Origin of the sequence: Peribacillus sp. NPDC060253 (assembly GCF_042727425.1) — a bacterium.
GTDB lineage: Bacteria > Bacillota > Bacilli > Bacillales > DSM-1321 > Peribacillus.
The window spans coordinates 26,860-52,055 of record NZ_JBHXAS010000013.1 but is presented as its reverse complement, the minus strand read 5'-3'; the positions used below and the strand labels follow the sequence as shown (position 1 = coordinate 52,055).

The 25,196-nt window shown below is 40.6% G+C and carries 26 protein-coding genes; 10 read left to right on the top strand and 16 right to left on the bottom strand.

The features are described 5' to 3' along the window. Window positions 1–41: 41 nt before the first annotated feature. From ACFWE9_RS05650 to ACFWE9_RS05630, 5 genes are all read right to left on the bottom strand, one after another. Entirely contained in the window at window positions 42–521 is a 480-nt protein-coding gene (locus tag ACFWE9_RS05650; RefSeq protein WP_230159302.1) for a C40 family peptidase, read from the bottom strand. A 200-nt stretch (window positions 522–721) separates the two neighbouring features. Continuing rightward, window positions 722–994 carry a phage holin gene (locus ACFWE9_RS05645; protein WP_230159303.1) on the bottom strand — a complete coding sequence of 91 codons (273 nt, stop codon included), beginning with the start codon at window positions 992–994 and terminating at the stop codon, window positions 722–724. A gap of 204 nt (window positions 995–1,198) precedes the next feature. Then, window positions 1,199–1,477 (bottom strand): hypothetical protein, encoded by a 279-nt coding sequence (locus tag ACFWE9_RS05640; protein WP_230159304.1) that lies wholly within the window; start codon window positions 1,475–1,477, stop codon window positions 1,199–1,201. Between the two features lie 156 nt (window positions 1,478–1,633). Beyond that, window positions 1,634–2,812 carry an LL-diaminopimelate aminotransferase gene (locus ACFWE9_RS05635; protein ID WP_230159305.1) on the bottom strand — a complete coding sequence of 393 codons (1,179 nt, stop codon included), beginning with the start codon at window positions 2,810–2,812 and terminating at the stop codon, window positions 1,634–1,636. 61 nt (window positions 2,813–2,873) lie between these two features. Beyond that, window positions 2,874–3,776 (bottom strand): TIGR01777 family oxidoreductase, encoded by a 903-nt coding sequence (locus tag ACFWE9_RS05630; protein ID WP_230159306.1) that lies wholly within the window; start codon window positions 3,774–3,776, stop codon window positions 2,874–2,876. 218 nt (window positions 3,777–3,994) lie between these two features. On the opposite strand from ACFWE9_RS05630, the gene ACFWE9_RS05625 reads away from it, so the two are divergent. From ACFWE9_RS05625 to ACFWE9_RS05615, 3 genes are all read left to right on the top strand, one after another. Continuing rightward, window positions 3,995–4,183: a hypothetical protein gene (locus ACFWE9_RS05625; RefSeq protein WP_377355972.1), complete on the top strand. Its 189-nt coding sequence runs from the start codon at window positions 3,995–3,997 to the stop codon at window positions 4,181–4,183. Window positions 4,184–4,303: 120 nt separating this feature from the next. Further along, on the top strand, window positions 4,304–4,714 hold the full coding sequence (locus ACFWE9_RS05620; RefSeq protein ID WP_230159308.1) for a GNAT family N-acetyltransferase: 411 nt from the start codon (window positions 4,304–4,306) through the stop codon (window positions 4,712–4,714). 316 nt (window positions 4,715–5,030) lie between these two features. Next, window positions 5,031–5,501: a DinB family protein gene (locus ACFWE9_RS05615; protein ID WP_230159309.1), complete on the top strand. Its 471-nt coding sequence runs from the start codon at window positions 5,031–5,033 to the stop codon at window positions 5,499–5,501. 195 nt (window positions 5,502–5,696) lie between these two features. Here ACFWE9_RS05615 and ACFWE9_RS05610 read toward each other — a convergent pair whose 3' ends face one another. The 5 genes from ACFWE9_RS05610 to ACFWE9_RS05590 form a co-directional block, all read right to left on the bottom strand. Further along, window positions 5,697–6,662 (bottom strand): ABC transporter ATP-binding protein, encoded by a 966-nt coding sequence (locus tag ACFWE9_RS05610; protein WP_377355969.1) that lies wholly within the window; start codon window positions 6,660–6,662, stop codon window positions 5,697–5,699. Then, complete coding sequence (locus ACFWE9_RS05605) at window positions 6,659–7,639, bottom strand: ABC transporter ATP-binding protein (RefSeq protein WP_230159378.1); 981 nt, start codon at window positions 7,637–7,639, stop codon at window positions 6,659–6,661. The genes ACFWE9_RS05610 and ACFWE9_RS05605 overlap by 4 nt, the downstream gene beginning before the upstream one ends. A 9-nt stretch (window positions 7,640–7,648) precedes the next feature. Next, entirely contained in the window at window positions 7,649–8,572 is a 924-nt protein-coding gene (opp4C, locus tag ACFWE9_RS05600; protein ID WP_230159311.1) for an oligopeptide ABC transporter permease, read from the bottom strand. A 10-nt stretch (window positions 8,573–8,582) separates the two neighbouring features. Further along, complete coding sequence (locus tag ACFWE9_RS05595) at window positions 8,583–9,539, bottom strand: ABC transporter permease (RefSeq protein WP_230159312.1); 957 nt, start codon at window positions 9,537–9,539, stop codon at window positions 8,583–8,585. Between the two features lie 62 nt (window positions 9,540–9,601). Next, window positions 9,602–11,314 carry an ABC transporter substrate-binding protein gene (locus ACFWE9_RS05590; RefSeq protein ID WP_230159313.1) on the bottom strand — a complete coding sequence of 571 codons (1,713 nt, stop codon included), beginning with the start codon at window positions 11,312–11,314 and terminating at the stop codon, window positions 9,602–9,604. A gap of 347 nt (window positions 11,315–11,661) precedes the next feature. On the opposite strand from ACFWE9_RS05590, the gene ACFWE9_RS05585 reads away from it, so the two are divergent. The 5 genes from ACFWE9_RS05585 to ACFWE9_RS05565 all read left to right on the top strand — a co-directional run bounded on the left by ACFWE9_RS05585 (window position 11,662) and on the right by ACFWE9_RS05565 (window position 16,651). After that, entirely contained in the window at window positions 11,662–12,246 is a 585-nt protein-coding gene (locus tag ACFWE9_RS05585) for a YjgB family protein (RefSeq protein ID WP_230159314.1), read from the top strand. Between the two features lie 239 nt (window positions 12,247–12,485). Next, complete coding sequence (locus tag ACFWE9_RS05580) at window positions 12,486–14,072, top strand: S-layer protein (RefSeq protein WP_230159315.1); 1,587 nt, start codon at window positions 12,486–12,488, stop codon at window positions 14,070–14,072. 299 nt (window positions 14,073–14,371) lie between these two features. Continuing rightward, window positions 14,372–15,196 (top strand): amino acid ABC transporter substrate-binding protein, encoded by an 825-nt coding sequence (locus ACFWE9_RS05575; RefSeq protein ID WP_230159316.1) that lies wholly within the window; start codon window positions 14,372–14,374, stop codon window positions 15,194–15,196. Further along, a complete protein-coding gene (locus ACFWE9_RS05570; protein ID WP_230159317.1) occupies window positions 15,180–15,884 on the top strand; it encodes an amino acid ABC transporter permease in 705 nt (234 codons plus the stop codon). Before ACFWE9_RS05575 ends, ACFWE9_RS05570 begins: the two co-directional genes overlap by 17 nt. A 29-nt stretch (window positions 15,885–15,913) precedes the next feature. Beyond that, complete coding sequence (locus ACFWE9_RS05565) at window positions 15,914–16,651, top strand: amino acid ABC transporter ATP-binding protein (protein ID WP_230159318.1); 738 nt, start codon at window positions 15,914–15,916, stop codon at window positions 16,649–16,651. A gap of 76 nt (window positions 16,652–16,727) precedes the next feature. Here ACFWE9_RS05565 and ACFWE9_RS05560 read toward each other — a convergent pair whose 3' ends face one another. Then, window positions 16,728–17,900, bottom strand: a complete 1,173-nt coding sequence (locus ACFWE9_RS05560; protein WP_230159319.1) for an MFS transporter — start codon at window positions 17,898–17,900, stop codon at window positions 16,728–16,730. Between the two features lie 250 nt (window positions 17,901–18,150). Between ACFWE9_RS05560 and ACFWE9_RS05555 the strand changes: the two genes are divergently transcribed. Further along, on the top strand, window positions 18,151–18,861 hold the full coding sequence (locus tag ACFWE9_RS05555) for a response regulator transcription factor (protein ID WP_230159320.1): 711 nt from the start codon (window positions 18,151–18,153) through the stop codon (window positions 18,859–18,861). Next, a complete protein-coding gene (locus ACFWE9_RS05550) occupies window positions 18,858–20,297 on the top strand; it encodes a sensor histidine kinase (protein ID WP_230159321.1) in 1,440 nt (479 codons plus the stop codon). The genes ACFWE9_RS05555 and ACFWE9_RS05550 overlap by 4 nt, the downstream gene beginning before the upstream one ends. Window positions 20,298–20,367: 70 nt before the next feature. Here ACFWE9_RS05550 and ACFWE9_RS05545 read toward each other — a convergent pair whose 3' ends face one another. The 5 genes from ACFWE9_RS05545 to ACFWE9_RS05525 form a co-directional block, all read right to left on the bottom strand. Then, entirely contained in the window at window positions 20,368–20,727 is a 360-nt protein-coding gene (locus ACFWE9_RS05545; protein ID WP_230159322.1) for a YxeA family protein, read from the bottom strand. 5 nt (window positions 20,728–20,732) lie between these two features. Then, window positions 20,733–22,652, bottom strand: a complete 1,920-nt coding sequence (locus ACFWE9_RS05540) for an ABC transporter permease (RefSeq protein WP_230159323.1) — start codon at window positions 22,650–22,652, stop codon at window positions 20,733–20,735. Beyond that, on the bottom strand, window positions 22,639–23,406 hold the full coding sequence (locus ACFWE9_RS05535) for an ABC transporter ATP-binding protein (protein ID WP_230159324.1): 768 nt from the start codon (window positions 23,404–23,406) through the stop codon (window positions 22,639–22,641). Before ACFWE9_RS05535 ends, ACFWE9_RS05540 begins: the two co-directional genes overlap by 14 nt. Window positions 23,407–23,934: 528 nt before the next feature. Continuing rightward, window positions 23,935–24,225 carry a DUF3817 domain-containing protein gene (locus tag ACFWE9_RS05530; protein WP_230159325.1) on the bottom strand — a complete coding sequence of 97 codons (291 nt, stop codon included), beginning with the start codon at window positions 24,223–24,225 and terminating at the stop codon, window positions 23,935–23,937. Window positions 24,226–24,466: 241 nt separating this feature from the next. Then, window positions 24,467–25,159, bottom strand: a complete 693-nt coding sequence (locus ACFWE9_RS05525; RefSeq protein WP_230159326.1) for an RraA family protein — start codon at window positions 25,157–25,159, stop codon at window positions 24,467–24,469. Between the last annotated feature and the right edge of the window lie 37 nt (window positions 25,160–25,196).

Here is a 25,196-nt window from a genome sequence, read left to right as displayed (position 1 = left end):
TTCGATGCTCTTTTTTTGTTGGACTTTTTAATATGGTAGTGTTACTTAATGACCCGTTTTGCTCCGATATATTTATCTTTCCAATACTTATCACTCATTTTGACAACCTTGACACCTTTGGTGGTGGTCCCGATAAATGTCCCATTTCCATAATAGATTCCTACAAAGGAGACCTTCCCCTTAATGCCTGTAGCATAGAAGACCAAATCTCCAGCTATTAAGTCTTTTTGTTTCACGGTCTTGCCTATTTTATATTGGTCGGCACTTGTTCTCGGAATTTTCATTTCTGTCGCTGCACTTTTATATACATACTGGGTCAGACCGCTTGCATCGAACCCTTTAGGTGTCGTCCCTCCGTATTTATAAGAGCTTCCCACCTGCTTCTTTGCCAAAGCGGCCACTTCTTCACCATAATTGATGGACGCTGAAGCATTAGCCGGACTGAATATGAATGCGGCCAACAATGCCATAAGTAAAACTATGGCTGCAAGCCACTTTGAAACTGGTAAACGATAACTCATCCTTTTTCCTCCCCAAACTGAAAATGAACCACAATTTTAAATGTATGTTGCCTTTCGGTTTTCATGCCAAAAAGCATCTTTTTTACTCATCCATCTTCTTCTCTGCCCCAAAAAAATAACCAGATAATACCGTTGTGTAACTAGACGGTGTTATCTGGTTTCCCCTACATCTTCTGTAGATTAAAAGAGATCAAGGCCAATTATTTAGGTTCCTGGTATGTTCGAGCATTCTCGCTGTCTCTTATGCCTTTCGTGGTATGATCGACCACACCTCCGACACCAAAGAATGTAAGCGCTATAAAGTTAATGATGCCCAGAGCCCCGCTCAATGCATCATCAGAAATGGTGAAGCCTATTGGAGTGATGAAATTGTTTATGAACGCCGCAACCATCTGTGCCAATATTAAAAGCCCAGGAAGGAGTACAGTGAATATAAACGTCGGATTCTTAAGGCGCACTTTCCAGTTGATCATTGCTATGCCCCCTATCTATCATATTATGTCCGCTTCATTGAAGAAAGTTTCGGACTTGCTATATATTATGCTGCTTGTCCTTTTTACGTTCGGAGATTCCATGAAATAATATATCAATCTAGTTTCCATACTAAAAAAAGGTCCACCTGGGGATGGACCTTCTTAGACTACAAAATAGATTTCAAAAAAACGCTAGAGTTTGCCTTACTTTAACAAGTAAGTAACAACTTCCTCAAGCTCTATAAATTCCTCAGCGTGCCAGTTGATATCTTCCTTTTGAAAATAATCTTCTGCCTCCATTGGTAAATTGGTAGTCCGCAAACCCTTTCTCTCAATCTCCCCCGGAATGGCCGCTGCCGACAAGTCCTCAGCCATCCAAAACCGTTTATACTGCTGAGCCAATTTGTCTTTTTCGAACTCTCCTACCATTTGCCCCCGGTTTATAAATATCAGGTAATCGGCAAGCCTGCGAATATCCTCCATTTCACAAATGCCTTAATGATACTTGCTGCATTGTCTGTCCTGTTTCTTTCTAAATAAATTCACGAAAAGTAAATAAGCGGGAGAAAACAAAAAGAAAGAACGTTCGATCCGAGATCGAGCGTTCCTTTAACCTGAATATATTGAATGCTGGATTTTTCACACTCCAATTTTCTCCTCCAAAAACACTCGAATCCGTTCAGCTGCTTCCGTCAATCTCTCAGCCGGTTGGACCAAGGCCATCCGGACATACCCTTCACCCTGCTTCCCAAAAGCATCGCCAGGTACCACTGTAACCCCTGCTTTTTCAATCAAGGCATAGGAAAAATCGCGTGAATTCCAGCCAGCAGGAATTTGGGCCCAAATGAACATGGTAGCAGCTGTTTTCGGCACATGCCATCCTCCTTTTGCAAGGCCTGATATCAAGGCATCACGACGTGACTCATATTCCTTCACCTGATCGGATAGCAGCGAAAGGTTTGAAGTGAGCGCCATTTCAGCAGCTTTTTGGATGGGATAAAAAACCCCATAATCGATGTGTGATTTTAAAGTTCCCAGTATGTTCAATGCATCGCGATTGCCAACGACATACCCAATACGGCAGCCGGCCATGTTAAATGTTTTCGAAAGTGAATTAAATTCAATCCCCACTTCCTTGGCACCCGGGATGGACATAAAACTAATTTGGGGATGATTATCAAATATCAACTCTGAATAAGCAAAATCATGAACCACCAGGATCTCATTCTTTTTTGCAAACGCGATGACTTCTAAAAAGAATGCTTCATCCGCAAGGGCGGTGACTGGATTTCCTGGATAACTGATGATCATCATTTTCGTTTTTTTCACTATTTCATCCGGAATTCGGTTAAGCTGCGGCAGGAAACGATTCTCGGCAGTAAGCGGCATCGGATGTATGATTCCGCCAGCAAGCTCTACACTCGCTTCGTAAATTGGATATCCCGGGTCTGGCACCAGCACATGATCTCCCGGATTTATCATCGCCATTGCCAAGTGTGCAAGGCCATCCTGGGATCCCATCAGTTGGAGGACTTCCTTTTCTTCATCCAGTTCAACTCCGTAACGCTGCTGATAAAAATGACGGACTGCTTTATGGAATTCAGGCGTACCTTTTAACGTATACCCATAGGAACTAGTATCCTGCGCATACTTCACAAGCGTATCTATTACAAATTCAGGCGGTGGTAAATCAGGACTTCCAACACTCAGGTCGATAACATCCAACCCTCGTTTCATTGCATCCTGCTTGCGGGTCGCCAGCTCTGAAAATATTCCTGTTGTGAATCTTCCGACTTTTTCAGATGGAGTCATATTCATTATGTGATTCCCCTCCATTAATAATCTTTTTCTATCATTATAGCAATCAATCTCTAGCAGTTTATATCCCTTTATTAGAACTGTTGAGTATCTGTTCAAATGCTTCATCAAGATGATTGAATTTAAATGTATACCCTTCCTTTTCCAATCTTTCAGGTAAGACCCAGCGACTTTTTAAAATCAATTCAGTTTCCGTCCCCATAAAGAAGGCCCCCATTTCAAGCATGGGTGATGGGCAGGGCATTCCTATCGTTTTATTCATGGCCTTTCTCAAATGGGCCATCAGCTCACGATTTGTAACTGGGTGCGGAGAAGAACAATTGAATACCCCGCTCAACTCTTCATTTTTTCTCAGGAATAGGACAATGTTAAATAAATCATCAATATGTATCCAACTGAATTTTTGATTTCCCGAACCTTGGTGGCCACCCAGTCCAAATTTAACCAAATTCCTAAATGGGGTCATCACTCCCCCATCGCCCAAAACAATGGCGATCCTCAAAGCAATTTGTCTCGTCTTGGGTAACTGGAAATCAAAAAATGAGCGCTCCCATGCTTTCGCTACATCAACGGAAAAGCCTGAACCGATTACCCCCTCCTCCTCTGTCATTGGTTTATCTTCAGCGTGCCTGTATATCGTTGCCGTACTTGAGTTTATCCATAATGAAGGAGGATTTTCACAATGTTCAATCGCTTGTCCGAGCACTTCAGTCGTTTCGGTTCGTGAATCTAAAATTTCTTTCTTATTCTTGGCATTATAGCGGCAATTGACTGTTTTTCCTGCGAGGTTGATCAACATATCCGAATTATCGATCGTCTCCCTTATTCCTACTTTATCTTCCCAGCCGATATGCGGGGTTTGCCTGGAGATGATCCTCACCTCATACCCCAAGTTCTTGAAATGCCGTTCAAAGTATTGACCGACAAAACCAGTCCCGCCAGCTAAAACCACTTTCTTCAGCATATAACCAACCCGCTTTCTTTTATGAGTGAATAGGTCGAATGATAACTATTTTTAACCTTTTTGTGATTTAATTCACAATTATACCATCTTATTACATTAAGTGGTATCACGAATACATAACATACGACGTGCAATAATTGGTGAACTTGTCCAAGCAAAAAGGGATATTACACATAAATTAGTAATGTGGAAATTTATAAAACAAAGGGATGATTGCAGTGTCAAACAAAAAACTAAGAAGAACTGGCGGATCCAATACTGGCAATTCCGGAAGTGAAAATAGCAAAGGCAGGACTGCCTTGAAAAAAATCTTGAATGATTTATTAAACAATAATAGAAATACTTCAATTAAGGAACCTACTTCAATCAAGGAACCTACTTCAATCAAGGAATTCAGAAGGGATTAAGAGATTTCTCTTATGAGATTAACATGGAAACCCTTTGGATTATTCTAAAGGGTTTCCATATTAATAAACAATAATATGATTTCCGCATTTTCGTTTAATAGAGTAAAAGGAGAATTTATGATGTATTTTCGAGACTGGAAACCTAAAAAAGATATCAAGAAATTAACGGATATTACAGTGAGTAATTTTCGGGTTTCGTCTGATACAGTGCTTGAAATTTTACAAAAGTCACATAAGGTACTTGTGATTTGTAATGATAAAGGTAAAGTAGTCGGTTTTCTTTGTTATAATCTTTATTTAACTAAAGTAGCTCATATTAATTATGTAGTCCTTGACCAGAAATATAGAGGAAAGGGAATTCTACAATCCCTTTTACCAGAATTAGTAGCTTATGTGAGGCAAAAAGGGATTCTTGTAGTGTCCGGTTTTGTTAACAAAAATAATCCTGAAGCATTGCAAAAATTTAAAGACTTTGGATTTAAACCGATTTTAACCATTCATGATGACATTCTAATTCAATCACTAATTTAAAAAGGTCCTCCTGCCCGCTATTAGCGTAATTAAGAAGAAATATTAAGAAAAATACAATCTGTTTTACCCTTCCATAGCTCTGTCTGTTACAAATACGTAATCTCAGGATCAATTTATAAATCATGTGTTCCTCCATACAAAACAAGGGAAAAAAGCCTATGAATTCTAAACGAATTCATAGGCTTTTTTCCCTTTACTCTCTTTTGAACAGACCTCGAATCTGTTGTTAACTTTTCCATTTAATCAAAATAATACCAAAACTTCAACGTCCATTCGTGTATAGTGAATGTATACTTCCTTAAAAGGAGAGAAAATTATGATATCAATCGATCTAATTATCTTAAACCTGGAAGAAGTAAGAAGAAGAAATATTAAACTATGGACTTCAATACCTAAAGACAAACTCCATTGGAAACCGGACGACGTTGCAATGAGTTGTTTAGAAATGGTTAGGCATGTCCTTGATAGTGAGCACTACTATCCTTTATCTATTAAAAATCAAGGTAGCTTACCAGTTTATGAATCACCATTTGAAAAACAGCCACTTATCTCTGTCGAAGCGGAATTAAAATTTGCCGAACCTTACAGGCGTGATTTTTTGGAAACAATAATATCCTTCAACGAAGACGACTTATCCACTATTAAAATTGATCGGTCGAATATTAGATATACTAGAGATTTAGGAGACATGTTGTTAAGGATTGCCTATCATGAGTCTGTACATACTGGTCAGTTATTGGACTACTTAAGAACTGCTGGAGTTCCTAGAATCAGTGTTTGGGATTAATTGCATCTTTTCAATGGGTTTCATTGTGGAGGTCATGTCTAATTGGCATGTAGGTCCCTCAATGGTCTTCACTGTCGGGTAGTAAGAATGATTTCATGTTAATCCAATCTATGGTCTTCACTGTCGGGTAGTAAGAATGATTTCATGTTAATCCAATCTATGTTCATCGGTAAACGTCCGGCAGCTCCACAATTTTCATACATAATGACAGGCCGTGAAATGTTCATTTCCTACATCCCTGAACTCCGGAACCTTTTCGGCACATAGCTCTGTTGCAATCGGACAACGAGTCCGGAACTTACAGCCTGATGGAGGGTTTACCGGACTTGGAATGTCGCCTTTTAAAATGATTCGTTCCCGTTTTACACGTGGATCGGGGATGGGAACGGCAGACAATAGCGCTTTCGTATATGGGTGCAAAGGATTATCAAAAAGTTCCTCTTTAGTTGCCATCTCAACAATATTCCCAAGATACATGATGGCTATTTTTGTGCACAAATGCTCCACCACACTCAAATCATGGGAAATGAACAAATAGGAAAGCCCATTTTTCTTACGCAATTCACTAAAAAGATTAATGATTTGAGCTTGGATGGATACGTCAAGAGCGGCAACAGGTTCATCCATGACAAGAAATTCGGGATTAAGGGCCATAGCCCTGGCAATGACAATTCTCTGCCTTTGTCCTCCCGAAAATTCGTGCGGATAGCGATCCGCATGATACGGAGACAGTCCGCAAGTTTCCATGACCTGAAGCACCTTTTCCCTGACGTCCTTATTTGTGGCTAGCCCGTTCTGGACCATGGCTTCGCCGATTGCATCCCCAACACGTATACGGGGATTTAAAGAACTGAAAGGGTCCTGAAAAACAAGCTGCGTTTGAACCCTGAGGCGACGCAAGTCTTTTTTGTTAAGGCTAAATACATCTTCCCCTTTAAATCGCACTTCCCCTTCCGTTTTGTCATGAAGGCGTAAAATCGTTTTTCCAATCGTTGATTTTCCGCTTCCCGATTCACCGACTAAACCAAACACATCTCCTTTTTCAATGGTAAACGAGACACCATCGACCGCCTTTACCGATTCATTCTTTTTACTGAAAATCCCTTTTGAACTTGAGTAATATTTTTTTAAGTTTTTCACTTCCAATAATGTTTCACTCATCGAACGGCCTCCCCCTCATATAGATAGCAGCTCACACTATGATTGGCAGATGTTTCTTTCAGTTCAGGGTGCTTTTTCAAGCAAATATCCATACGATGTTCGCAACGGTCGGCAAAATAGCAGGAGTCCGACAGCTCAGCCAGATTCGGAACCTGCCCTGCGATCGTAAATAGTGATTCCTTGCGTTCCCCAATAAGTGGCTTTGCCTTCAATAGTCCCTTTGTATAGGGATGCTGGGGATTTGTATACATCTCCATGACTGGTCCTCGCTCCACGATTTTTCCAGCATACATGACAATCACATAATCTGCCATTTCCGCTACCACTCCAAGATCATGCGTAATAAGCAAAATGGATGTATTGAGTTCCTTTTTTATATCCCGCAATATATCAAGGATTTGGGCCTGGATGGTTACATCAAGAGCAGTCGTCGGTTCATCTGCGATAATGAGCCTTGGATTGCAGCTAATGGCAATGCCGATCATTATACGTTGAAGCATCCCCCCGCTTAGTTCGTGGGGATACATGTTGATTATCTTCTCGGAGTTTGGTATCCCAAGCAACGTAATGAGTTCCTGTGCCTTCTTATAAGCATCCTTTCGGCTTAGAAGCAAGTGTTCCTGCAGAGGTTCAATCATCTGCTGGCCAATCGTGTAAACCGGATTTAACGACGTCATCGGCTCCTGAAAGATCATGCCGATATCATTTCCGCGAAGGCGGTTTATTTCTTTTTTGCTCATTTCCAACAGATTACGTCCGGCAAAATTCACCTCGCCGTTTTCAATTTTGCCGGACTCAGGAATCAACTGCATGATGGATAGCGAAGTTATGCTTTTTCCGCAGCCCGACTCCCCAACGATGCAAACCGTTTCCTGTTCGCCAATTGAAAAGCTCACGTTGTTCACTGCTTTTACAACGCCTTCTTCTGTATAAAAATTCGTTTCAAGATTTTTCACTTCCAATAGAGCTTCACTCAACATCCACACCTACCTTTTCATTTTCGGATCCAGCGCATCCCTCAATCCGTCTCCCAATAAATTAATGGACACCACTGTTAAAAAGATCGTTAATCCAGGTGGAATCCATAGCCATGGTCGCTTTCGGAAGTCCATATAATTATTGGCGGCGTCCATCATATTCCCCCAAGAAGGTGTAGGAGGAACGACTCCCAGCCCAAGAAAGCTCAACGCCGATTCACTGAGTATCGAACCCGCCACATTTAAGGTTGCCACAACAAGCAACAATGGCAGAGTATTCGGAATCAGATGATGGAATATCTTTCGTCTGTCGCTTAATCCAAGAACTTCCGTTGCTTGCATGAAGGGCTGCTCCCTTAAGGATAAAATCTGCCCCCGCACAAGTCTTGCAAGCGCCGGCCAGCCGACAACGCTTAGCATGATCATGATGATGTACAGCCTGTATTCGGATGGGACCTTCCACTCGGAAAGGATGGCTCCCATGATCAGCAGCAGCGGCAATCCCGGAATGGACATTAATATATCCGCGAGACGCATGATGACCAAATCAACGACTCCGCGATAAAAGCCAGAAACGGCACCAAGAAATGCTCCGATTACAATGGATAGGAACATGGAAGCAAGACCTATCGTTAACGAGATCTGTCCTGCCATCATCAGCCTTGTCAGGACATCTCGGCCATAATTGTCCGTCCCAAGCCAATGGGAGGCACTTGGCGGCCGATTGGCATAGGCAATATCTGTCCTATCAAGAATATAGGGCGAAAAATACGGCCCGACAAAACTAAGCAAAAACATGAATATGAGAAAAAATAAACTGATCATCGCCAATTTGTTCTTTTTTAGGCGACGATAGGTCTGTTTCCATAATGAAGGGGATTTAACCTTCACCGGTTTCTTCTCCTTATAGATTAATTGTTTGACAGTCTCCATTTTCATCCCCCTATTTCAGCCTGATTCTCGGATCGACCGCTGCGTACGTCACATCAGCAAGAAAATTACCGATGATGGTAAGGCAGGAAAGAAACAGAGTGAATGCCATCAGAACAGGGTAATCCCGGAAACTGACTGATTCAAGTTGAATTCTCCCTACTCCAGGCCAATTGAAGATCTGTTCCATGATGATCGCCCCGGAAAAAAGCCCAGGCAATTCAAAGGCAAGCAGCGTAATGACTGGAAGAATGGCATTTTTAAGAGCATGCTTAAAGATAACCACACTTTCCTTTAACCCTTTTGCCCTTGCCGTACGGATATAATCCTGGCGGATCACCTCAAGCATTCCGGTCCGAAAATAACGGGTAAGGGACCCGATGCTTAGCAGCGTTAAAATGGTTACCGGTAATATCATATGCTTGCCAACCTCGAGAATATAGGCAAACCCAGTGCTGTTACTCCCCGTATCAATCATGCCGCCGACCGGCAGGATTTTCAGATCCACACCAAACCATTTTATGAATAGCAGACTGATGAAAAAGGAAGGGAACGACATGGCGGCAAATACGAAAAATGTAACGATCCCATCCAACAATGAGTATTGCTTAATGGCAGAAAGAACACCGGTCAAAAGGGCGATGGTCCACGTCAGGAACAACGCGAGCAACGCCACTATAAATGAGTTCCACACATATTTATTTAGCAGCGAAGTTACACTTTCCTGATGTTTTAAGGAGTAACCGAGATTCCCTTGAAACACATTCCCTAGCCATGTGAAATAGCGCTGCAGCATGGGCTGGTCAAGTCCGTATAACGCCTTCAGCTCCTGAGCCCTTTCGGGTGTGAGACTTAAGTTGGAATCGATATAATCACCAGGAAGCATGGCAAATAAAAAGAAAATGATAAATGACGTTCCAAACAAAATAATGATCATTTGTATAAATCGTTGCAGCACATATTGTTTCACCTGGTAATCCCCCTTTGCAGATAAAATGCCCAGCTATGCGCCAGGCATTTTACATCTTACTTTTAAATTGAAATATTCGGTAAGCTAGAGCCTATGCCTGTATAGTTGTCAGGAACCAATCCTTCGATTTGTCCGCTGATCGCTCTTGCACTCTGGCGGTAATGAATGAGGATATATGGCGGATCCTGTGTAAATTCCTTATAGAGTTCATGATATAATCCTTTACGTTTTTCGATATCAAGAGTGCCTAATCCTTCTTGAATCAATTTATCAACCTTAGGATTGGAATAACCCACATAGTTATTAGGATTATCGGTCGAAAGGTCTTCCACTGTATCGCTCGGGTCAAGGATTTGTGATGTGGATACCGCTGCAAAATCATACTCTTTTGCGGATAGCTTGGATACAAGGGCATTGAAGTCCGTTATTTCCGGTTCGAATTGAATGCCAATGTCAGAGTAATTTTCTTTAGCGATTGGAATCACGGCATCTTCAGCATCTGCAGTCAGATAGCGGATTTTCAGTTGTACGCCGTCTTTTTCACGGATCCCATTTTCCCCGATCTTCCAGCCAGCTTTATCCAGAAGTTCTTTTGCTTTCTTTGCATCAAATTCATATTGTGTGACGCCTTCATTGTCGTAGGCCCATGAAACTGGAGAAACCGGAACGTCTGCTACCTGCCCAAAGCCTTTAAATCGTACGTCGACAATTTTCTGGCGGTCCATTCCATATAGCAGTGCCTGGCGTACTTCTTTATCCTTAAATTGCGGTCGCGTATTATTTACATAAATCAACCCGTAATCATTCACTGGGGCCACTTGCACATTGGCAAATTTCAAGCTTTCCAATTGCCCTACTGTGTCATCATCAGCCGGAAAGCTTGCATAATCAAGCTCACCCGTTTCGAACTGCTGAAGAGAAGTGGCTTTATCGATGATTTTATAAATCAGGTTTTCCGTTTTAGGTTTCCCGTTGTAATACTTACCGTTCGCCGTATAGCGAATTTCCTGACCAGGTACATATTTAGAGAACACATATGGTCCCGCACCAAGTGGTTTTGAATACAGCTCTTTTAAGTAATCCAATTTACCATATTCATAGTCTTTTCCGTAATATGCCTTGGAAAGCACCTGGCCTCCAAGAATTAATAATGCCTTCGCATTTACTTTTTCAGTCGTAATTTCAATCCTTTGGTCATCCAATACTTTAATGCCTTCTATCGATTTTGCTTTGCCTTCTTTATACTCTTTACCTCCTTTGATTTCTGCTAAAGAAATGTCCTGATATCCAGTGTAAGCAGGATCATGAAGAAGAGTAAGCGTAAACGCAACATCATCTGCCGTAACCGGGGAGCCATCGCTGAATTTGGCGTTTTTCCTCAGATGAAACGTATAGGTCAATTGATCTTTAGAAGTATCCCAGCTCTCTGCCAGAATCGGAACCGGTTTTCCATCTTTATCAAGGTCCACAAGCGGTGAGAAAATTGGCGTCGTTACGTTGCCATCCCATCCATTTTCATAAAAATAAGGAAGGAACACCCCTCCTGGAGCTGATATGCCTGCAACAAACGTATCTTTTCTTGCTTTGGTTTTATCAGGCAAAACAGACAAGTCTGTTGCTTTATAGCTTTTTTCCTCTGCCTTTTCTACAGTGACATCGTCTTTTTTTTGCTCGCTATCCTTTGTCTCTTCATCCCCTGAACTGCTTAATGCACATGCTGATAAAAGCAATAACAAACCAATTAAAAGAATAAGACCACTGATTCCTTTTTTCATTCCCAAACCCCCATTCATTTTTCACACTCTCTGCCACTATGTATTACCATGCGAAATCGGCAAATGAATTTAAAGCTTATTATTCTGACAGGTTTTGTGTGATTTATCTTGTAAGCTTACTTAAACTTGATAATTTTGTCAATAAATACTTTTGATTACAACCAGGGAAAATAAAGGACTTTATATGAGTGACGGCTAGCATCTTTTTTAAAACACGGTTTATAAAAAATAAATGCCTATTAAAGGCATCATAGAAATCTCGGATTACTACGCGATGGGAACGTCACGACGAAAATGTTTCAAGAGTAGAAATTTGTGGAAAACCAATAATATGGGAGGGATACGTAATGTTATCTAAAAAACCAGCATCAAGAATGATTAGCGCCGCCATTCTAACCGGTTCTCTTTTAGGGGCAGGAGCATCATTTTCAACAGAACCGGTTGAAGCTGCATCCAAAATAGATTCCACTTCTAGCACAGCAAAGGAACACGCCGTTACCACCTTACATGAAATCTACAATAAAGCCTTTTCAGGGGAAATGCCTTATACGGCAACGGGTTTGAAAATTAAAGAAAATACCCAACAAGAAGTATATGCTACATTCGGTTCTCCCCCTGAACCAGGGAATGCCGATGAAGCTTTTGACTATTACCATGCAGAAATGGGACATCCAGGATTTGCCTTTGCTTATAATGAAGACAAGGTCATCTCTCAAATCCGGTATTTTGGGACAAATGTAGAACGGGACCATAACCTAGGAGGCATCACTCCTAAAGTTTTAGGGAAACAACTCGGTAGAGCGGACCAAATACGCCATATATACAGTACGAATGAAATCAACTATATCTACAAGACAGGTGATTATGAACTTCAATTCATCGTAGGTGAAGATCAAACCGTAAATCATATCAATTTACTTGAGGCTAAATAAACTTCAATATTCTTCTTCGCAGGTTGTAGAGATTTTTCTCTGCAACCTTTTTTTCTAGCTCCCTCCCTCATTCTCTATCAAACTCACAATTAATTTTCCAGGTTTTTTTGATAGTCTTCAATGGAACCTTAACCGTTCATCCATTTACAAAAACCATACTCTTCCCAAACAGATTATTAATATTTTTACAATAAAATTAGCTTGTTCCATATTATTTCATTATTTGGAGGTGCGGAAAAATGATAAGTAAGTTCAAATCATTCACAGGATTGGTTCTTAGCATGGCCATCCTTTCTCAAGGTCTTCCGGTCGCTGCAAAAGATGCAGAAGAAAACAACAAGTTAAATCCTGGAGGCAGATGGTTAAAAGGGGAATATCATGTCCATACCACGCAGTCCGACGATGCCGAAGAATCTCAAACCCTCGAGAGCGTCCTAAATAACGCATTTCATAAGTATGAGATGGATTGGATGGGAATTTCCGACCACTTGAGAATGTCTTCAAGGGATGATGAGGGACATCTGATACCAGGCGGACCGATTCCGCTTTCTCAGGGAATCATTCAATATCAAGCCCCGAAAATGGAACAACTGCAAAAAGAGGGCAAATATAAAAATAAAGTCATCTTTTCGGGCTTCGAATGGGACATGCCCACCTATGAACATGTCGGCATAGGAATTTTGGGAAATCAGTCAGGATCATCGAAAAGTCTGAAAGCCGGCAATCAGTTCGAGTATTTGTTCACCAACCAAAATGAAAAGATGTTTGATCCTGCGGATGTAGCCGTTTGGAAAGCCCAAGATCAAAGGGCCAATAAGACACCAGAGGATGCTCGAACAGCTTTGGCATGGCTTGAGAAGAATTATAAGCATACAAGTTATGCCATTTTGAACCATCCATCAAGAAAAAGGGTGTACAACATATCTGATTTCCGCGACTTTAACAATATCGCGCCGGATGTCATGTTCGGATTTGAAGGGATGCCGGGAAACCAGATGGAGCCAGACAGAGGTGGCTTAAACCTGACAACGCCCGAAAACAGGACCTATGGCGGTTCCGATTACATGCTTGCTAAGGTAGGTGGTGCATGGGATGCGCTGCTTGGTGAAGGTCGTCAGTTCTGGACCTTTTCCAATTCGGACTCTCATTTCGAAATCAGTCAAAACCGACTTTACTCCAGCGGATACTGGCCTGGCGAATATTCCAAGAATTATACTTGGGTGAAAGGTTCAACGATGCAATCCGTCCTTGACGGCATGCGATCAGGGAAATCCTTCTCCGTTTTCGGTGACTTGATCAACGCCCTTGATTTCCAAGCTAAAACCGGACATAACAAGGTGGATATGGGTGGGGACCTTAAAGTGAAGGAAGGACAATTGGTCAAGATCACCATCCGATTTAAGAGCCCCGAAAAGAACAACAACGGGGACGCTGTCAAGGTGGATCATGTGGATTTAATTTCGGGGGAAGTAACCGGAAAAGCTGTGCCAGGTACACCTGCTTATAATAAAGCCACCAATGATACGACCAAAGTGGTTAAACGCTTTACAAGTAAAGACTGGAAAATTGATAACGAAGGCTACCATTCCATCACTTACAAAGTCAAAGCGAGCAAGGATCAATATTTCCGTTTGCGAGGCACGAATTTAGCGGAAAATGTCTCTGGAGAAACGATTGACGGTGAACCGCTGATCGATACAAAGACAGACATTGAGGATAACGAAACACGTTTTACCGAAATCAACAAACGTAACTATAAAGACCTTTGGTTCTATTCGAATCCTATTTTCGTTAGCGTTGAGGATAGAAAGCATGTCATACATTAAGTAATAAAAATGTTCCGACGGTCCAAAATAGACTCTCATCCGCCTGCTAATCTACGTGGATGAGAGTTTTTGCTATATGTAGAAAGTCTTAATGAACATTTCATTTTTATTGGAGGACTTCCTTGGAATTCCGGAAGGCAAAACTTGAGTTTTTAATTCACTTCAATCCATAAAATCCGTATAATTCACCAAGATTTCATAACACTAAAGATACAAGTTATTTTCATTGACTTTTCACCTTTTCTTGTATAGTATCACAGAGTATCAATCCCTATCAGATTACTAGGAGGTTTACCGAAATGAAAAAAATGGTTACACTTTTATCGCTATTGTTAGCATTCACGGTTGTACTTGCCGCTTGTGGTACAAGTACAAAAGATGAGGCAAATGATACCGGCAATAAATCCTCTTCAAAAGAAAATCTATATGATAAAGTTAAAAAAGATGGCGTATTAACAGTCGGAACAGAAGGTACATACCCTCCTTTCACATTCCACGATGATTCGGACAAACTAACAGGGTTTGATGTAGAAATAGCTAAAGAAGTGGCAAAACGCCTTGGAGTGAAAGCTGAATTCAAGGAAACACAATGGGACGGCATGTTTGCAGGATTGGATGCGAAACGTTTTGATATGATCGCAAACCAAGTGGGCATCGATAAAGACCGTCAAAAGAAATATGATTTCTCTGATCCATATATCCAATCAGGAGCCGTTTTACTTGTTCACAAAGATAATTCGGATATTAAATCATTCGATGACTTGAAAGGTAAGACTTCTGCTCAATCTTTAACGAGTAACTACAATGAAATAGCCAAATCACATGGTGCTGAAGTTACCGGTATAGAAGGATTTTCCCAGTCTGTACAGCTTATCGGCTCTAAACGTGTAGATGCTACTATCAATGACAAATTGTCGTACCTTGATTATAAAAAGCAACACCCGGATGCACCTATCAAAGTGGCAGATGAGGAAGAAAGCGGAGTTGCCAGTGGTTTAATGTTCAGAAAAGACAGCGACAAATTAGTGGAAGAAGTAAACAAAGCATTTAAAGCCATGAAAGACGACGGCACGTACGCAAAAATCTCAGATAAATGGTTTGGTGAAGATGTTTCTCCTAAGTAATATTTTCAGTGACCCTGAGCGTATGAACCAGCTTGTTTCCATCGCTCAAACCTCCCTCTATCCGATGATAGAGGGAGCTATTAAATATACGATTCCACTAACATTGATCACATTCGTTCTCGGACTTATTCTCGCTGTACTTACAGCATTGGCTAGACTATCTTCCATTAAAATCTTTCAAATAATTGCGCGTGTATATGTGTCAATCATCCGCGGGACACCTTTACTTGTGCAATTATTTATCATTTTCTATGGACTTCCAAATTTAGGTTTAACCATTAATCCTTTCATATCGGCTATTATAGGATTCTCTTTAAATGTGGGAGCATACGCTTCGGAAATTATACGAGCAGCCATTTTATCCATACCAAAAGGACAATGGGAAGCAGGCTATTCAATCGGGATGACATATACCCAAGCTTTAAAGCGCATCATTTTGCCGCAAGCAGCGCGTGTATCCATTCCCCCATTATCCAACACGTTCATTAGCCTTTTAAAAGATACATCGCTTGCATCACTCATTCTTGTAACGGAATTATTCCGTAAAGCTCAAGAAATTGCTGCAAAAAACTATGAATTTCTACTATTATACATGGAAGCAGCTGCTTTATATTGGATTTTGTGTACCATTCTATCTTTCATTCAAGGAAGTTTAGAGGACAGACTTAATCGTTATGTAGCAAAATAAGAACCGCAGTAATTAAAGGGGATTTTAAAATGATCAACATTAAGAATCTTCATAAATCGTTTGGTGACCTTGAAGTATTAAGGGGCATCGATTTGGAAGTGGAGCAAGGTAAAGTCATCGTATTGATCGGTCCTTCGGGTTCAGGTAAAACAACCTTTCTTCGGTGTTTGAATCTCCTTGAGGTGCCAACGGACGGAACGATCGAAATTGATGAAATCGTCATGGACTTCAAAAAACCCGTTAAAAAAAAATCAATTACATCTTTTCGCAGTTTGACAGGGATGGTGTTCCAAAGCTATAACCTCTTCCCCCATAAAACGGCTGTGGAAAATGTAATGGAAGGCCCCATCATTGTAAAAAACATAGCCAAACATCAAGCGAAAGAAACGGCTGCTGCCCTGCTTACAAAAGTGGGCTTAGGTGACAAAGTTGATTTTTATCCTTTTCAGTTGTCCGGCGGTCAGCAGCAACGTGTCGGTATTGCAAGGGCTCTGGCAATGGAGCCAAAGGTCATGCTATTCGATGAACCCACCTCTGCTCTTGACCCTGAACTTGTTGGAGACGTGTTACGGGTCATGAAAGATCTGGCAAAAGAAGAAGGCATGACAATGATCGTTGTCACTCATGAAATGCGTTTCGCTCGCGAGGTCGCCGACGAGGTCATTTTCATGGATGAAGGAATAATAATGGAACGAGGAACACCCGAACAAATTTTCACGAATCCGAAAGAAGAACGCACACGCAAATTCCTGAACATGATTCAATAAAGAAAACGGTGCTTGTCATAAGCACCGCCCGAGACAAACCCTATTTTTAGAAATGGGGTTTTTTGCTATCATCAAATTAATGAGATGCTTGTACTTGTTTTTTAGTCCGTGCGTGGTAAATCTGGAAAAGAATCAATGCAAAAACGGAAAGGATTGCGCCTGATATGAAAGGTAAACCTATCGAAATCGAAAATAACCAACCGCCGATTGGTGGCCCCGCTATCCTGCCGAATGAGTCAAAGGAAGAAAGCAGGCCGGTTACACTGCCATGCCCTGTCGAAGACCTTTTGGTCAGCAGTGCTGAAATTGCCGGCCGGATGAATCCGTTACCCACTCCGAAAATCGTAAGGAAGACCGCTGATGTCCAGAAGCCTGAAGAAAACAGGATGAGAATAAAACCAACTGCCGAAATGATGATGCCGATTCGTATGACCGCACCTTCCCCATATTTCTTTGTCATCCTTCCCACTAACCCACCTTGAACGATCGCACTGCCAAATCCCATGATCATAAAGATATATCCTAATTGAACAAGACTTATATCAGCTTTTTTGGCGGCGAAATAAGCAAAAGTCGTTTCAAGTCCTGCCATTGAAAGCGTGACGATCAATTGTAGTATGAACATGATCGTAAGAGGTCCTTTGAAGGCTTTCCACATGGACTCTTTATTTTTAGTCTGATTGGCTCTCTTTTCAACTGTATGTGATTCCTTCAGGATGGCAATCACTAAAATTAACGTAATCAAAGAGGTAATCCCGGCAATGTAAAAAGGTAAATTCAAACTTGTTTTGGAGAAAACCCCTCCAATCGCCGGACCGAAAATGAATCCAAGCCCTGTAGCAGCCCCGATGATCCCCATCCCTTTTCCCCTATCTTCCGGCGTCGTGATATCAGCCACATACGCCATTGCGGTCGGCATGTTTGCCGATGATAAAATCCCGCCAATAATCCTAGCTACAAATAACACCAATAAAGAGTCTGCCGAAGCCATGATGAAAAACGAAACGGCCAATCCAGCAATGCCGATTACCATGACAGGCTTACGCCCTATCCGGTCAGAGATCCTTCCCCACATCGGGGCAAAAAATAATTGCATTAACGAATAAACAGCCATTAAAAGACCAAGCTCAGTTGGACTGCCCCCAACCTTTTCAGCGAGGAAAGGAATGACGGGAATGATGATCCCAAACCCGACCATGACTAAAAACATCACTAAAAACAGAACGGGTAACACCTTTTTTGTTTCCATTATTTTTTTCTCCTTTATACTTCCACATTCAATAAAAAAAGATTTTGGTTAAAAAACCATAATACTCAGCATGATCTGCCTAGCAATACTTTAAACAGTTTATCATACAACCATTACCAAATCAGTAGAAGCACGATCTTCTTTCTCCCTAAGACACCACTTATCCCAAAGATCGCTGTCCCCTCCCCTTATTTTTTGCTATGGGGTACACTATACTATAGGGTAAAATGGATGTTTGGGAGGTAGAGAAATGGCGAATGATCAGTGGATTTTAATTATTGACGATGAAGAAGATTTGGCGCGTCTCATGGAGACCGTTTTACATAAGGAAGGCATTGCAAATATTGTAAAGGCTGGGACGATTGCGGATGGTTGGGCAAAGTTTCAGGAGATTAATCCTGCACTTGTCTTGCTAGATATTATGCTGCCTGATGGCGAAGGCTATGATTTATGCAAGCAAATTCGTGAAGTGTCGAATGTGCCCATTTTATTTTTGTCTGCAAAGGATGAGGAAATTGACAAGCTTTTAGGGTTGGCGATAGGCGGCGATGATTATATTACCAAACCATTCAGTCCGAAAGAAGTGGCTTATCGAGTAAAGGCACAACTAAGACGTGCTGGCTTTTCAGAGGAAAAAGCGGCTCCGAAAAATTTGCAAGTGGGTCCTTTTAAGCTTAGTGCAAATGAAACAGAAGTGAAAAAGGATGGAGAATCGATTGAGCTCACAGCTAAAGAAATCGGACTGATGAGCTGTTTTATGCATCACCCGAATCAGATCTTGAGCAAGGAAACCTTGTTCGAACATGTATGGGGCGATGATTTCTTTGGCTCTGATAATACAGTGATGGTACATATTCGCCGTTTACGCGAAAAAATCGAGGCAGATCCTTCAAAGCCTTCTTTTTTAATTACCGTTAAAGGGCTTGGTTATAAATTACTAACCAAGGGTGAAACAAGATGAAGTGGAAATTGACACGGCGCTTTTTAGGATCCGTTGTGACAATTGTTGTAATCGTAGGGATTGTAAATACAATTTTACTCCTCAGCTTACTCTTTTATCGGGCCATGCATAATTTTGGGACAGATGAAGTATCTGCAGAAAACTTCAGCCGAACATTTTCACAATATGTAAAATTGCAGGATAATAAACCGATGGTAAATGAAGAAGGACTGGAAAAACTACGGAAAAATAAGGCCTGGATACAATTTTTGAATACTAAAGGTGAGCAAGTGGCGTCCTTTTATACGCCTGATAATTTGCAAACCGTGTACTCCCCTATTGAAATCGTGCAAATGTATAAGTATAAAGAAATTGATGCAGAGACGACTGTTTTTGTCGGCGAAGCCCAAGAATTCAGCTATTTTCTAGGTGTTAAGGAACAGAAAATAGGTCGTTATGTACTGACCTATGATTATGCAAAGGTTTTTAAAAACTTTAACATCTTACTTTTACTATTTTTAATCGTGGATATTATTATTGCATTAGTCATTGGATTTTTATTTGGGAAAAGGTTAACCAATCCACTTAACATATTAATAGAAGGAATTCAGCAGCTGCGGGAAAGACGCTTTAAGAAGATGAGTATACCAAAAGGCGTTTATGAAGATGTATTTCGCAATATGAATGAACTATCGGTAAAGTTAGATCAATATGAGAAAGAACGTGATCTTCTCGACCAAACGCGCGAGGAATGGATTAGCAATGTCTCGCATGACATGAAAACACCGCTTGCTTCCATCCATGGTTATACAGAATTGATGAAAGATAATGCGGCAGATTTAACACCGCAAGAAATGTATGAGTATACATCCATTATTCATAGACAGTCCATTTATATGAAGGAATTGCTAGAAGACCTCAATTTAACGATGCGTTTGCGCCATCAACGACTCCCTTTGCAGTTTGAAGAAGTGGATATCGTTGGCTTCATACGCGAAATGACGATTGAGCTTTTAAATGATGCACAATTTGGTGATCGAAAGGTTGAATTTGAGACAAATGTGGATAAAGTAACACATAAAGTGGATAAAAAGTTACTGAAACGGGCAATCCTTAACTTTATCTACAATGCACTTGTTCATAACGATGATAATGTCGTTGTAAAAATACAAATTGATCGTATTTATCCGCTATGTTTACAAGAGCAACCGCCATGCAACATTTCCAAAGCCTCGGAGCTTCATACCCAAATTACCATTGCCGATAATGGCCGCGGTATTCCCTCAAAAGACATCGAACAGGTTTTTGAGCGCTACTATCGAGGTACGAATACAGCCAGTGCACATGGGACTGGTTTAGGAATGGCTATTGCAAGAGATATTATTTCAGCCCATAATGGGAAACTTGATTTGACCAGCCTTGAAAATAAAGGAACCACCATTACTATACTATTATGAGCCGAGTATTTCTTAACAGGCAGAGAAAAGGGCTGTTCCCCACTAATTTATTGGGGACAGCCCTGCTTTCTTATTTTAATTTTTTTTGTGCCTTCTCTGGTATTTCCTCAAGTTTCACTTCATCATATGAAGATACTTCATCTCCATTTTTCACGTACATTTTCAAGTAGGCATCTTTCCGAAGATTTTTTTGTGCCGTGAATTCAAGTAGTAATGTTTCTCCATCAGCATTTGTGGCGTCCAGTTTATAAGAATAGGAGTTCATCACTGAACCATCATCCAGTTTGGTTTCATGTTGTACCCCATCCTCTGTAATTTGCAAATAATAATTGCTCGCATTCATGCGGTTGAAGTCCATTTTACTTAGCGCGAAAACTCCTATTGCTCCAAGTAAAAACAAAATGCCCACTACCATTAGAAATTTTTTCATCTCGATCACCCTTCTGTTTTATTATTTTGTGTGATTATACGATTGTAAGACACTACCGTTAAAAGATAATACAGACCGTAGATAACCGTATAAGCAATCATCCAGATCAACACAGGTTTTGCCAGGTCCATCATCAATATGCTAGAGAAGGCTTTCAACGCCACAGCACTGTGAAATAACCCTGCTGCCAGTGGTACGAAGAAGATGATGAATACTTGTGATGCAATGGATTTCCGCATTTCTTTTGCGCTGACACCCATTTTATGAAGCATATTGTATTGTGATTTATCTTCCTCTGCTTCCGTTAAAACCTTAAAGTAAATGATACTGCCTGTCGCAGCTAAGAAAACCAGACCAAGGAAGCTTCCGATAAAGAGCAATGAGCCTACGCTTTCCATACTTGTTTGTAAATCTTGAGGGGCACTAGAAAATAGCGCATCTTCAGGCATTTGTTTTGCAATTTCTTCAGATAAATCCGTAGAAGCTTTGTCCACACCTATGACACGATATTTAAGTGCCTTCCCTTCTTTTTGTAATGCTATAAATTGATCATTTGATACCACTACTGCAATACCTGCCGTGCCGGCATTTAAAACGGTTTGTGTTTTAAAGCTTTGGAATGTGATTGCCGTGCCATTTTCTGTCGTGATGGTCTTATCCTCGTATTTAGGTGAGAATCTTTTGTCATATCCAATATCTAAAATGACTGCATTGTCAGCGCTCACATGCAGTGATTCCTTGTCTTGTACTGCTGCTAATTTGTTATATGTTTTTTCGCTGATAACCGTATAAATTCTTTTATCCGAGCTATCGAATGCTGATGCCGCGTTTAATTCTTTCGTATTAAATGTGACAGATCGTGCTTCAATATACTCATCGTACTTTGTATTTGGCAATACAGCGCTGACTTGTTGTTCGCCTTTTTCATCCGTTTGCTGATACATGAAGGTATTCGGATCGGCTGTCATGACTTGATCATTTGTATTGTAATAAAGACCATAAACCGCACCGCCAGCTGTTACCGTTGTAGCACTTAACACCGCAATCACGGTCAATGTACGTGCATTGCCCCTTATACGATACAGCAGTTGCGAGATCGTCATTAGATGAAGACCTTTCCACAGCCATTTTTCATTTTTCTTAATCATGGCTAACACAAACCCTGTTACACTGTGAAACAATAAAAACGTACCGACAATAACTGTCGCCAAAATAATGAGTGCTGTCATTAAAAAGCCGAGCTTTTCCCACACTTTAGAAGTAAAAAGATCTTGCATCGCCAACCAATAGCCCATGATAATTAGTAAAACTCCAAGAATGGCTACAATCATGGATGACTTCGGTGCCGCTTCCCCTTTTTTCGATGCGTGGAATAGATCAATTAATTTGAATTGATAAATTAAACGATAGCCCTGAAATGATGTCACTAAAAAAATAAGAAGAAATACGATTGCTGTGTTCAAAGCTGCTGATCCCGAAAATGTAAATGGTGCGATGACATCATAGCCCATTAAATAAATCAATAGCGTCATGAAGCCTTTTGAACAAAGGAACCCTAGTATGATCCCGACAACTAATGAAACCAAACCTAATAGTAAGTTTTCAAAGAAGAGCATAAAGCCAATTTGACGATTTCGTACGCCAAGCAATGCATATAAGGCCACTTCTTTTTTACGTTTTTTCATAAAGAATGAATTCGAATAGGCAATAAATACGACAACAAAGAATATGAGGATGACTGCCGCACCACTCATTAGTGAATCTAATTTTTGTGATGAAGCCGTTTGTTCTGCAATCGTACCGCTATATTTTAATGTCACGAATGTGAAGTAGATGATGATGCTAAAAACCATGGATGCGATGTATAAAAAATATTGAGTGAGGTTTCGTGCAATATTCTTTCTCGCTAAACTAAATAGCGTCATCTACCTCACCTCCAATTGTCGCAAGAACATCCAAAATCTCTTGGAAGAAAGCTTTACGTGTTTGATCACGACGGTAAATTTCTGTTGAAAGAGTACCATCCTTGATGAAAATAATACGACGGCAGAAGCTCGCTGCGTATGCATCATGCGTCACCAACATGATGGTTGAATGATTATTTTCATTTAATTCACTTAAGCTTTCCAGTAGGTTTGTCGCTGATTTTGAATCAAGTGCACCTGTTGGTTCATCAGCAAGTATTAATGCAGGCTCTGTCACTAGCGCTCTTGCTGCGGCTGTTCTTTGCTTTTGGCCACCGGAGATTTGGTATGGGTATTTTGCTAGTAAATCTTCAATACCAAATACTTTAGCAATACGATTCACTAGGCTATTGATTTCTTTCACTGGAACTTTTGCAATCGCCAGTGGCAACAATATATTTTCCTTCACGGTCAATGAATCCAGCAAATTGTAATCTTGGAAGATGAAACCAAGATTGTCACGTCTGAAATCCGTTAAATCAGCACCACTCATATCGTGAATACTCGTATCTCTCATATAAATCTTCCCTGCTGTTGGTGAGTCAATTGTTGCTAACATATTGAGCAACGTCGATTTCCCCGCTCCAGAGGGTCCCATGATCCCCACAAACTCTCCTTCATTTATGTCAAAAGATATATTTTCCAACGCTGTATAGGCAGCATTTGATTTGCCATATGTCTTTTTGATATTTTCTACTTTCAATAATGGCTCCATTTGTTTCACCTCATCAATTTTGTTGATACTTATACTATAAAAGCTCATCCTTACAGCATGTTTATACCAACCTTACAGCAAGCTTACATTCATAAAAAAAACGCCTTCTATTGAATAGAAGACGTTGGTTTTGTAGACAAAAAGGGTTTTATCTAAATTTCTAAAGTTGATTGGAACGGGAGGTACGAGGGCAACCGCCCGCGGAAAGCGATTACCTGGAGTGGAAATCCTACGTTCGAATTAAGACAGTTTTTAGACAAAAGGGGTTTTATCTAAATTTCTAAAACTAAATTGAATGGAACGGGTGTACGAGACTCCTGCGGGAAACGCGTCCAAGGGAGACACCGCAGGCGCAAAGCGCCGAGGGCGGACCGCCCGCGGAAAACGAGTACCTGCAGTGGAAATCCTCCGTTCGAATTTCACAAACACTCAAACAAAAACGGTAGACAAAATCAATTATTATTGAGTTTGTCTACCGTCTAAACGTCTTCTATTTAGAAGACGTCAAAGAGCATGTTTCTTTATCATTTAATTATGCTTCAATAGCTTTCGATCGATTACAAAATTCCCAAATGGAATGAAAGAAACGATGAAGATCATGGCCATTTTTAAAAAGGACCATTTTGATTGAATGCTTACGTAAAGAAGTAACAGGACGAATACGACAAATAGAAACCCATGAATGCTGCCTAAAATGAGTGTCGCTTCCCCAATATCCAATATGTACTTAATGGGCATACCAATACCCAGCAATAGAACATATGAGATTCCCTCAATTATTGTAATAAACCTAAACCATCCAAGAACAGTAGAATACATTCGCTCATCCCCTTATTCATTGTACAAGTACGACTTCATTCCAAAACGGCACACAAACAGACTCGTTTCTCATCCAAAATCTGCTACTCTATCATATTATATTACTGGAATATCCACTACTAAATAGTACCCAGGATTCGTTTGCCTGAAATGAAAACGGTAAAAGCCCAATCCAAGGATTGGGCCCGAGTATTTATCTACACTTAAAAGCGGTAATAGCTAGTATTAGCACCGTAGCATCTTACATCAGATTTGATATTCCCTTTTTACTTTTCAACCAAGAAGGTTCAATACTTCCTTCTTGGTCTCCTTGTTTTCGCTTTCTTCGATATTCTGCAATTTCTTCGAGTCGTTTTTGTTCATAAACTAACTTTTTCTCTGCCTTGGTAAACACCTCTTCTATTTTATCCAGTGAAACAACAACTACACCATCCTCATCTCCAATGATTAAATCACCGGGGTGAACAGTTACACCTCCACATGAGATAGTAGTATTACATTCCCCAGGTCCATCTTTAAATGGTCCACTAGGGGTGAATCCCTTTGCAAAAACTGGAAGTCCCAATTCACAAAGAGCCTCTTTATCACGAACTAATCCATCAATTACAATACCATCAAGTCCAACTGCATTTGCAGCTCCAGCCATTAACTCTCCTAGATAGGCATTTGCTTTGTGGTCTTTACCATCTGCGACTAATACATAGCCTTCTCTTCCAGAATAAATGGCTTGATGAAGAATTAAATTATCTCCTGCTCTCATATTAACAGTCATAGCTGTCGCCACCACTTTCATTCCAGATGCCACAGGCTTTATCTTATAATCCATTACACCATTACAATCCATCGCATCCGCTATAAGGGTCGTATTTAAGGCTTTGGCTCTCTCTATGATTTCTACAGGTAAAAGAGCAGGAATTGAGTTCAATTCATTCATATGTTTACTCCTCATTTCTCCGTGAAAAATTGAAAGC

Bases quoted from the DNA above. Each gene is read 5' to 3' on its own strand.
- ACFWE9_RS05525 (WP_230159326.1), bottom strand. From the start codon at position 25,159: ATGAATGAATTGAACTCAATTCCTGCTCTTTTACCTGTAGAAATCATA.
- ACFWE9_RS05630 (WP_230159306.1), bottom strand. From the start codon at position 3,776: ATGCTGAAGAAAGTGGTTTTAGCTGGCGGGACTGGTTTTGTCGGTCAA.
- ACFWE9_RS05635 (WP_230159305.1), bottom strand. From the start codon at position 2,812: ATGAATATGACTCCATCTGAAAAAGTCGGAAGATTCACAACAGGAATA.
- ACFWE9_RS05590 (WP_230159313.1), bottom strand. From the start codon at position 11,314: ATGAAAAAAGGAATCAGTGGTCTTATTCTTTTAATTGGTTTGTTATTG.
- ACFWE9_RS05615 (WP_230159309.1), top strand. From the start codon at position 5,031: ATGATATCAATCGATCTAATTATCTTAAACCTGGAAGAAGTAAGAAGA.
- ACFWE9_RS05575 (WP_230159316.1), top strand. From the start codon at position 14,372: ATGAAAAAAATGGTTACACTTTTATCGCTATTGTTAGCATTCACGGTT.
- ACFWE9_RS05540 (WP_230159323.1), bottom strand. From the start codon at position 22,652: ATGACGCTATTTAGTTTAGCGAGAAAGAATATTGCACGAAACCTCACT.
- ACFWE9_RS05645 (WP_230159303.1), bottom strand. From the start codon at position 994: ATGATCAACTGGAAAGTGCGCCTTAAGAATCCGACGTTTATATTCACT.
- ACFWE9_RS05570 (WP_230159317.1), top strand. From the start codon at position 15,180: ATGTTTCTCCTAAGTAATATTTTCAGTGACCCTGAGCGTATGAACCAG.
- ACFWE9_RS05610 (WP_377355969.1), bottom strand. From the start codon at position 6,662: ATGAGTGAAACATTATTGGAAGTGAAAAACTTAAAAAAATATTACTCA.
- ACFWE9_RS05530 (WP_230159325.1), bottom strand. From the start codon at position 24,225: ATGTATTCTACTGTTCTTGGATGGTTTAGGTTTATTACAATAATTGAG.
- ACFWE9_RS05560 (WP_230159319.1), bottom strand. From the start codon at position 17,900: ATGGAAACAAAAAAGGTGTTACCCGTTCTGTTTTTAGTGATGTTTTTA.
- ACFWE9_RS05555 (WP_230159320.1), top strand. From the start codon at position 18,151: ATGGCGAATGATCAGTGGATTTTAATTATTGACGATGAAGAAGATTTG.
- ACFWE9_RS05550 (WP_230159321.1), top strand. From the start codon at position 18,858: ATGAAGTGGAAATTGACACGGCGCTTTTTAGGATCCGTTGTGACAATT.
- ACFWE9_RS05565 (WP_230159318.1), top strand. From the start codon at position 15,914: ATGATCAACATTAAGAATCTTCATAAATCGTTTGGTGACCTTGAAGTA.
- opp4C (WP_230159311.1), bottom strand. From the start codon at position 8,572: ATGGAGACTGTCAAACAATTAATCTATAAGGAGAAGAAACCGGTGAAG.
- ACFWE9_RS05535 (WP_230159324.1), bottom strand. From the start codon at position 23,406: ATGGAGCCATTATTGAAAGTAGAAAATATCAAAAAGACATATGGCAAA.
- ACFWE9_RS05650 (WP_230159302.1), bottom strand. From the start codon at position 521: ATGAGTTATCGTTTACCAGTTTCAAAGTGGCTTGCAGCCATAGTTTTA.
- ACFWE9_RS05620 (WP_230159308.1), top strand. From the start codon at position 4,304: ATGTATTTTCGAGACTGGAAACCTAAAAAAGATATCAAGAAATTAACG.
- ACFWE9_RS05580 (WP_230159315.1), top strand. From the start codon at position 12,486: ATGATAAGTAAGTTCAAATCATTCACAGGATTGGTTCTTAGCATGGCC.
- ACFWE9_RS05640 (WP_230159304.1), bottom strand. From the start codon at position 1,477: ATGGAGGATATTCGCAGGCTTGCCGATTACCTGATATTTATAAACCGG.
- ACFWE9_RS05585 (WP_230159314.1), top strand. From the start codon at position 11,662: ATGTTATCTAAAAAACCAGCATCAAGAATGATTAGCGCCGCCATTCTA.
- ACFWE9_RS05545 (WP_230159322.1), bottom strand. From the start codon at position 20,727: ATGAAAAAATTTCTAATGGTAGTGGGCATTTTGTTTTTACTTGGAGCA.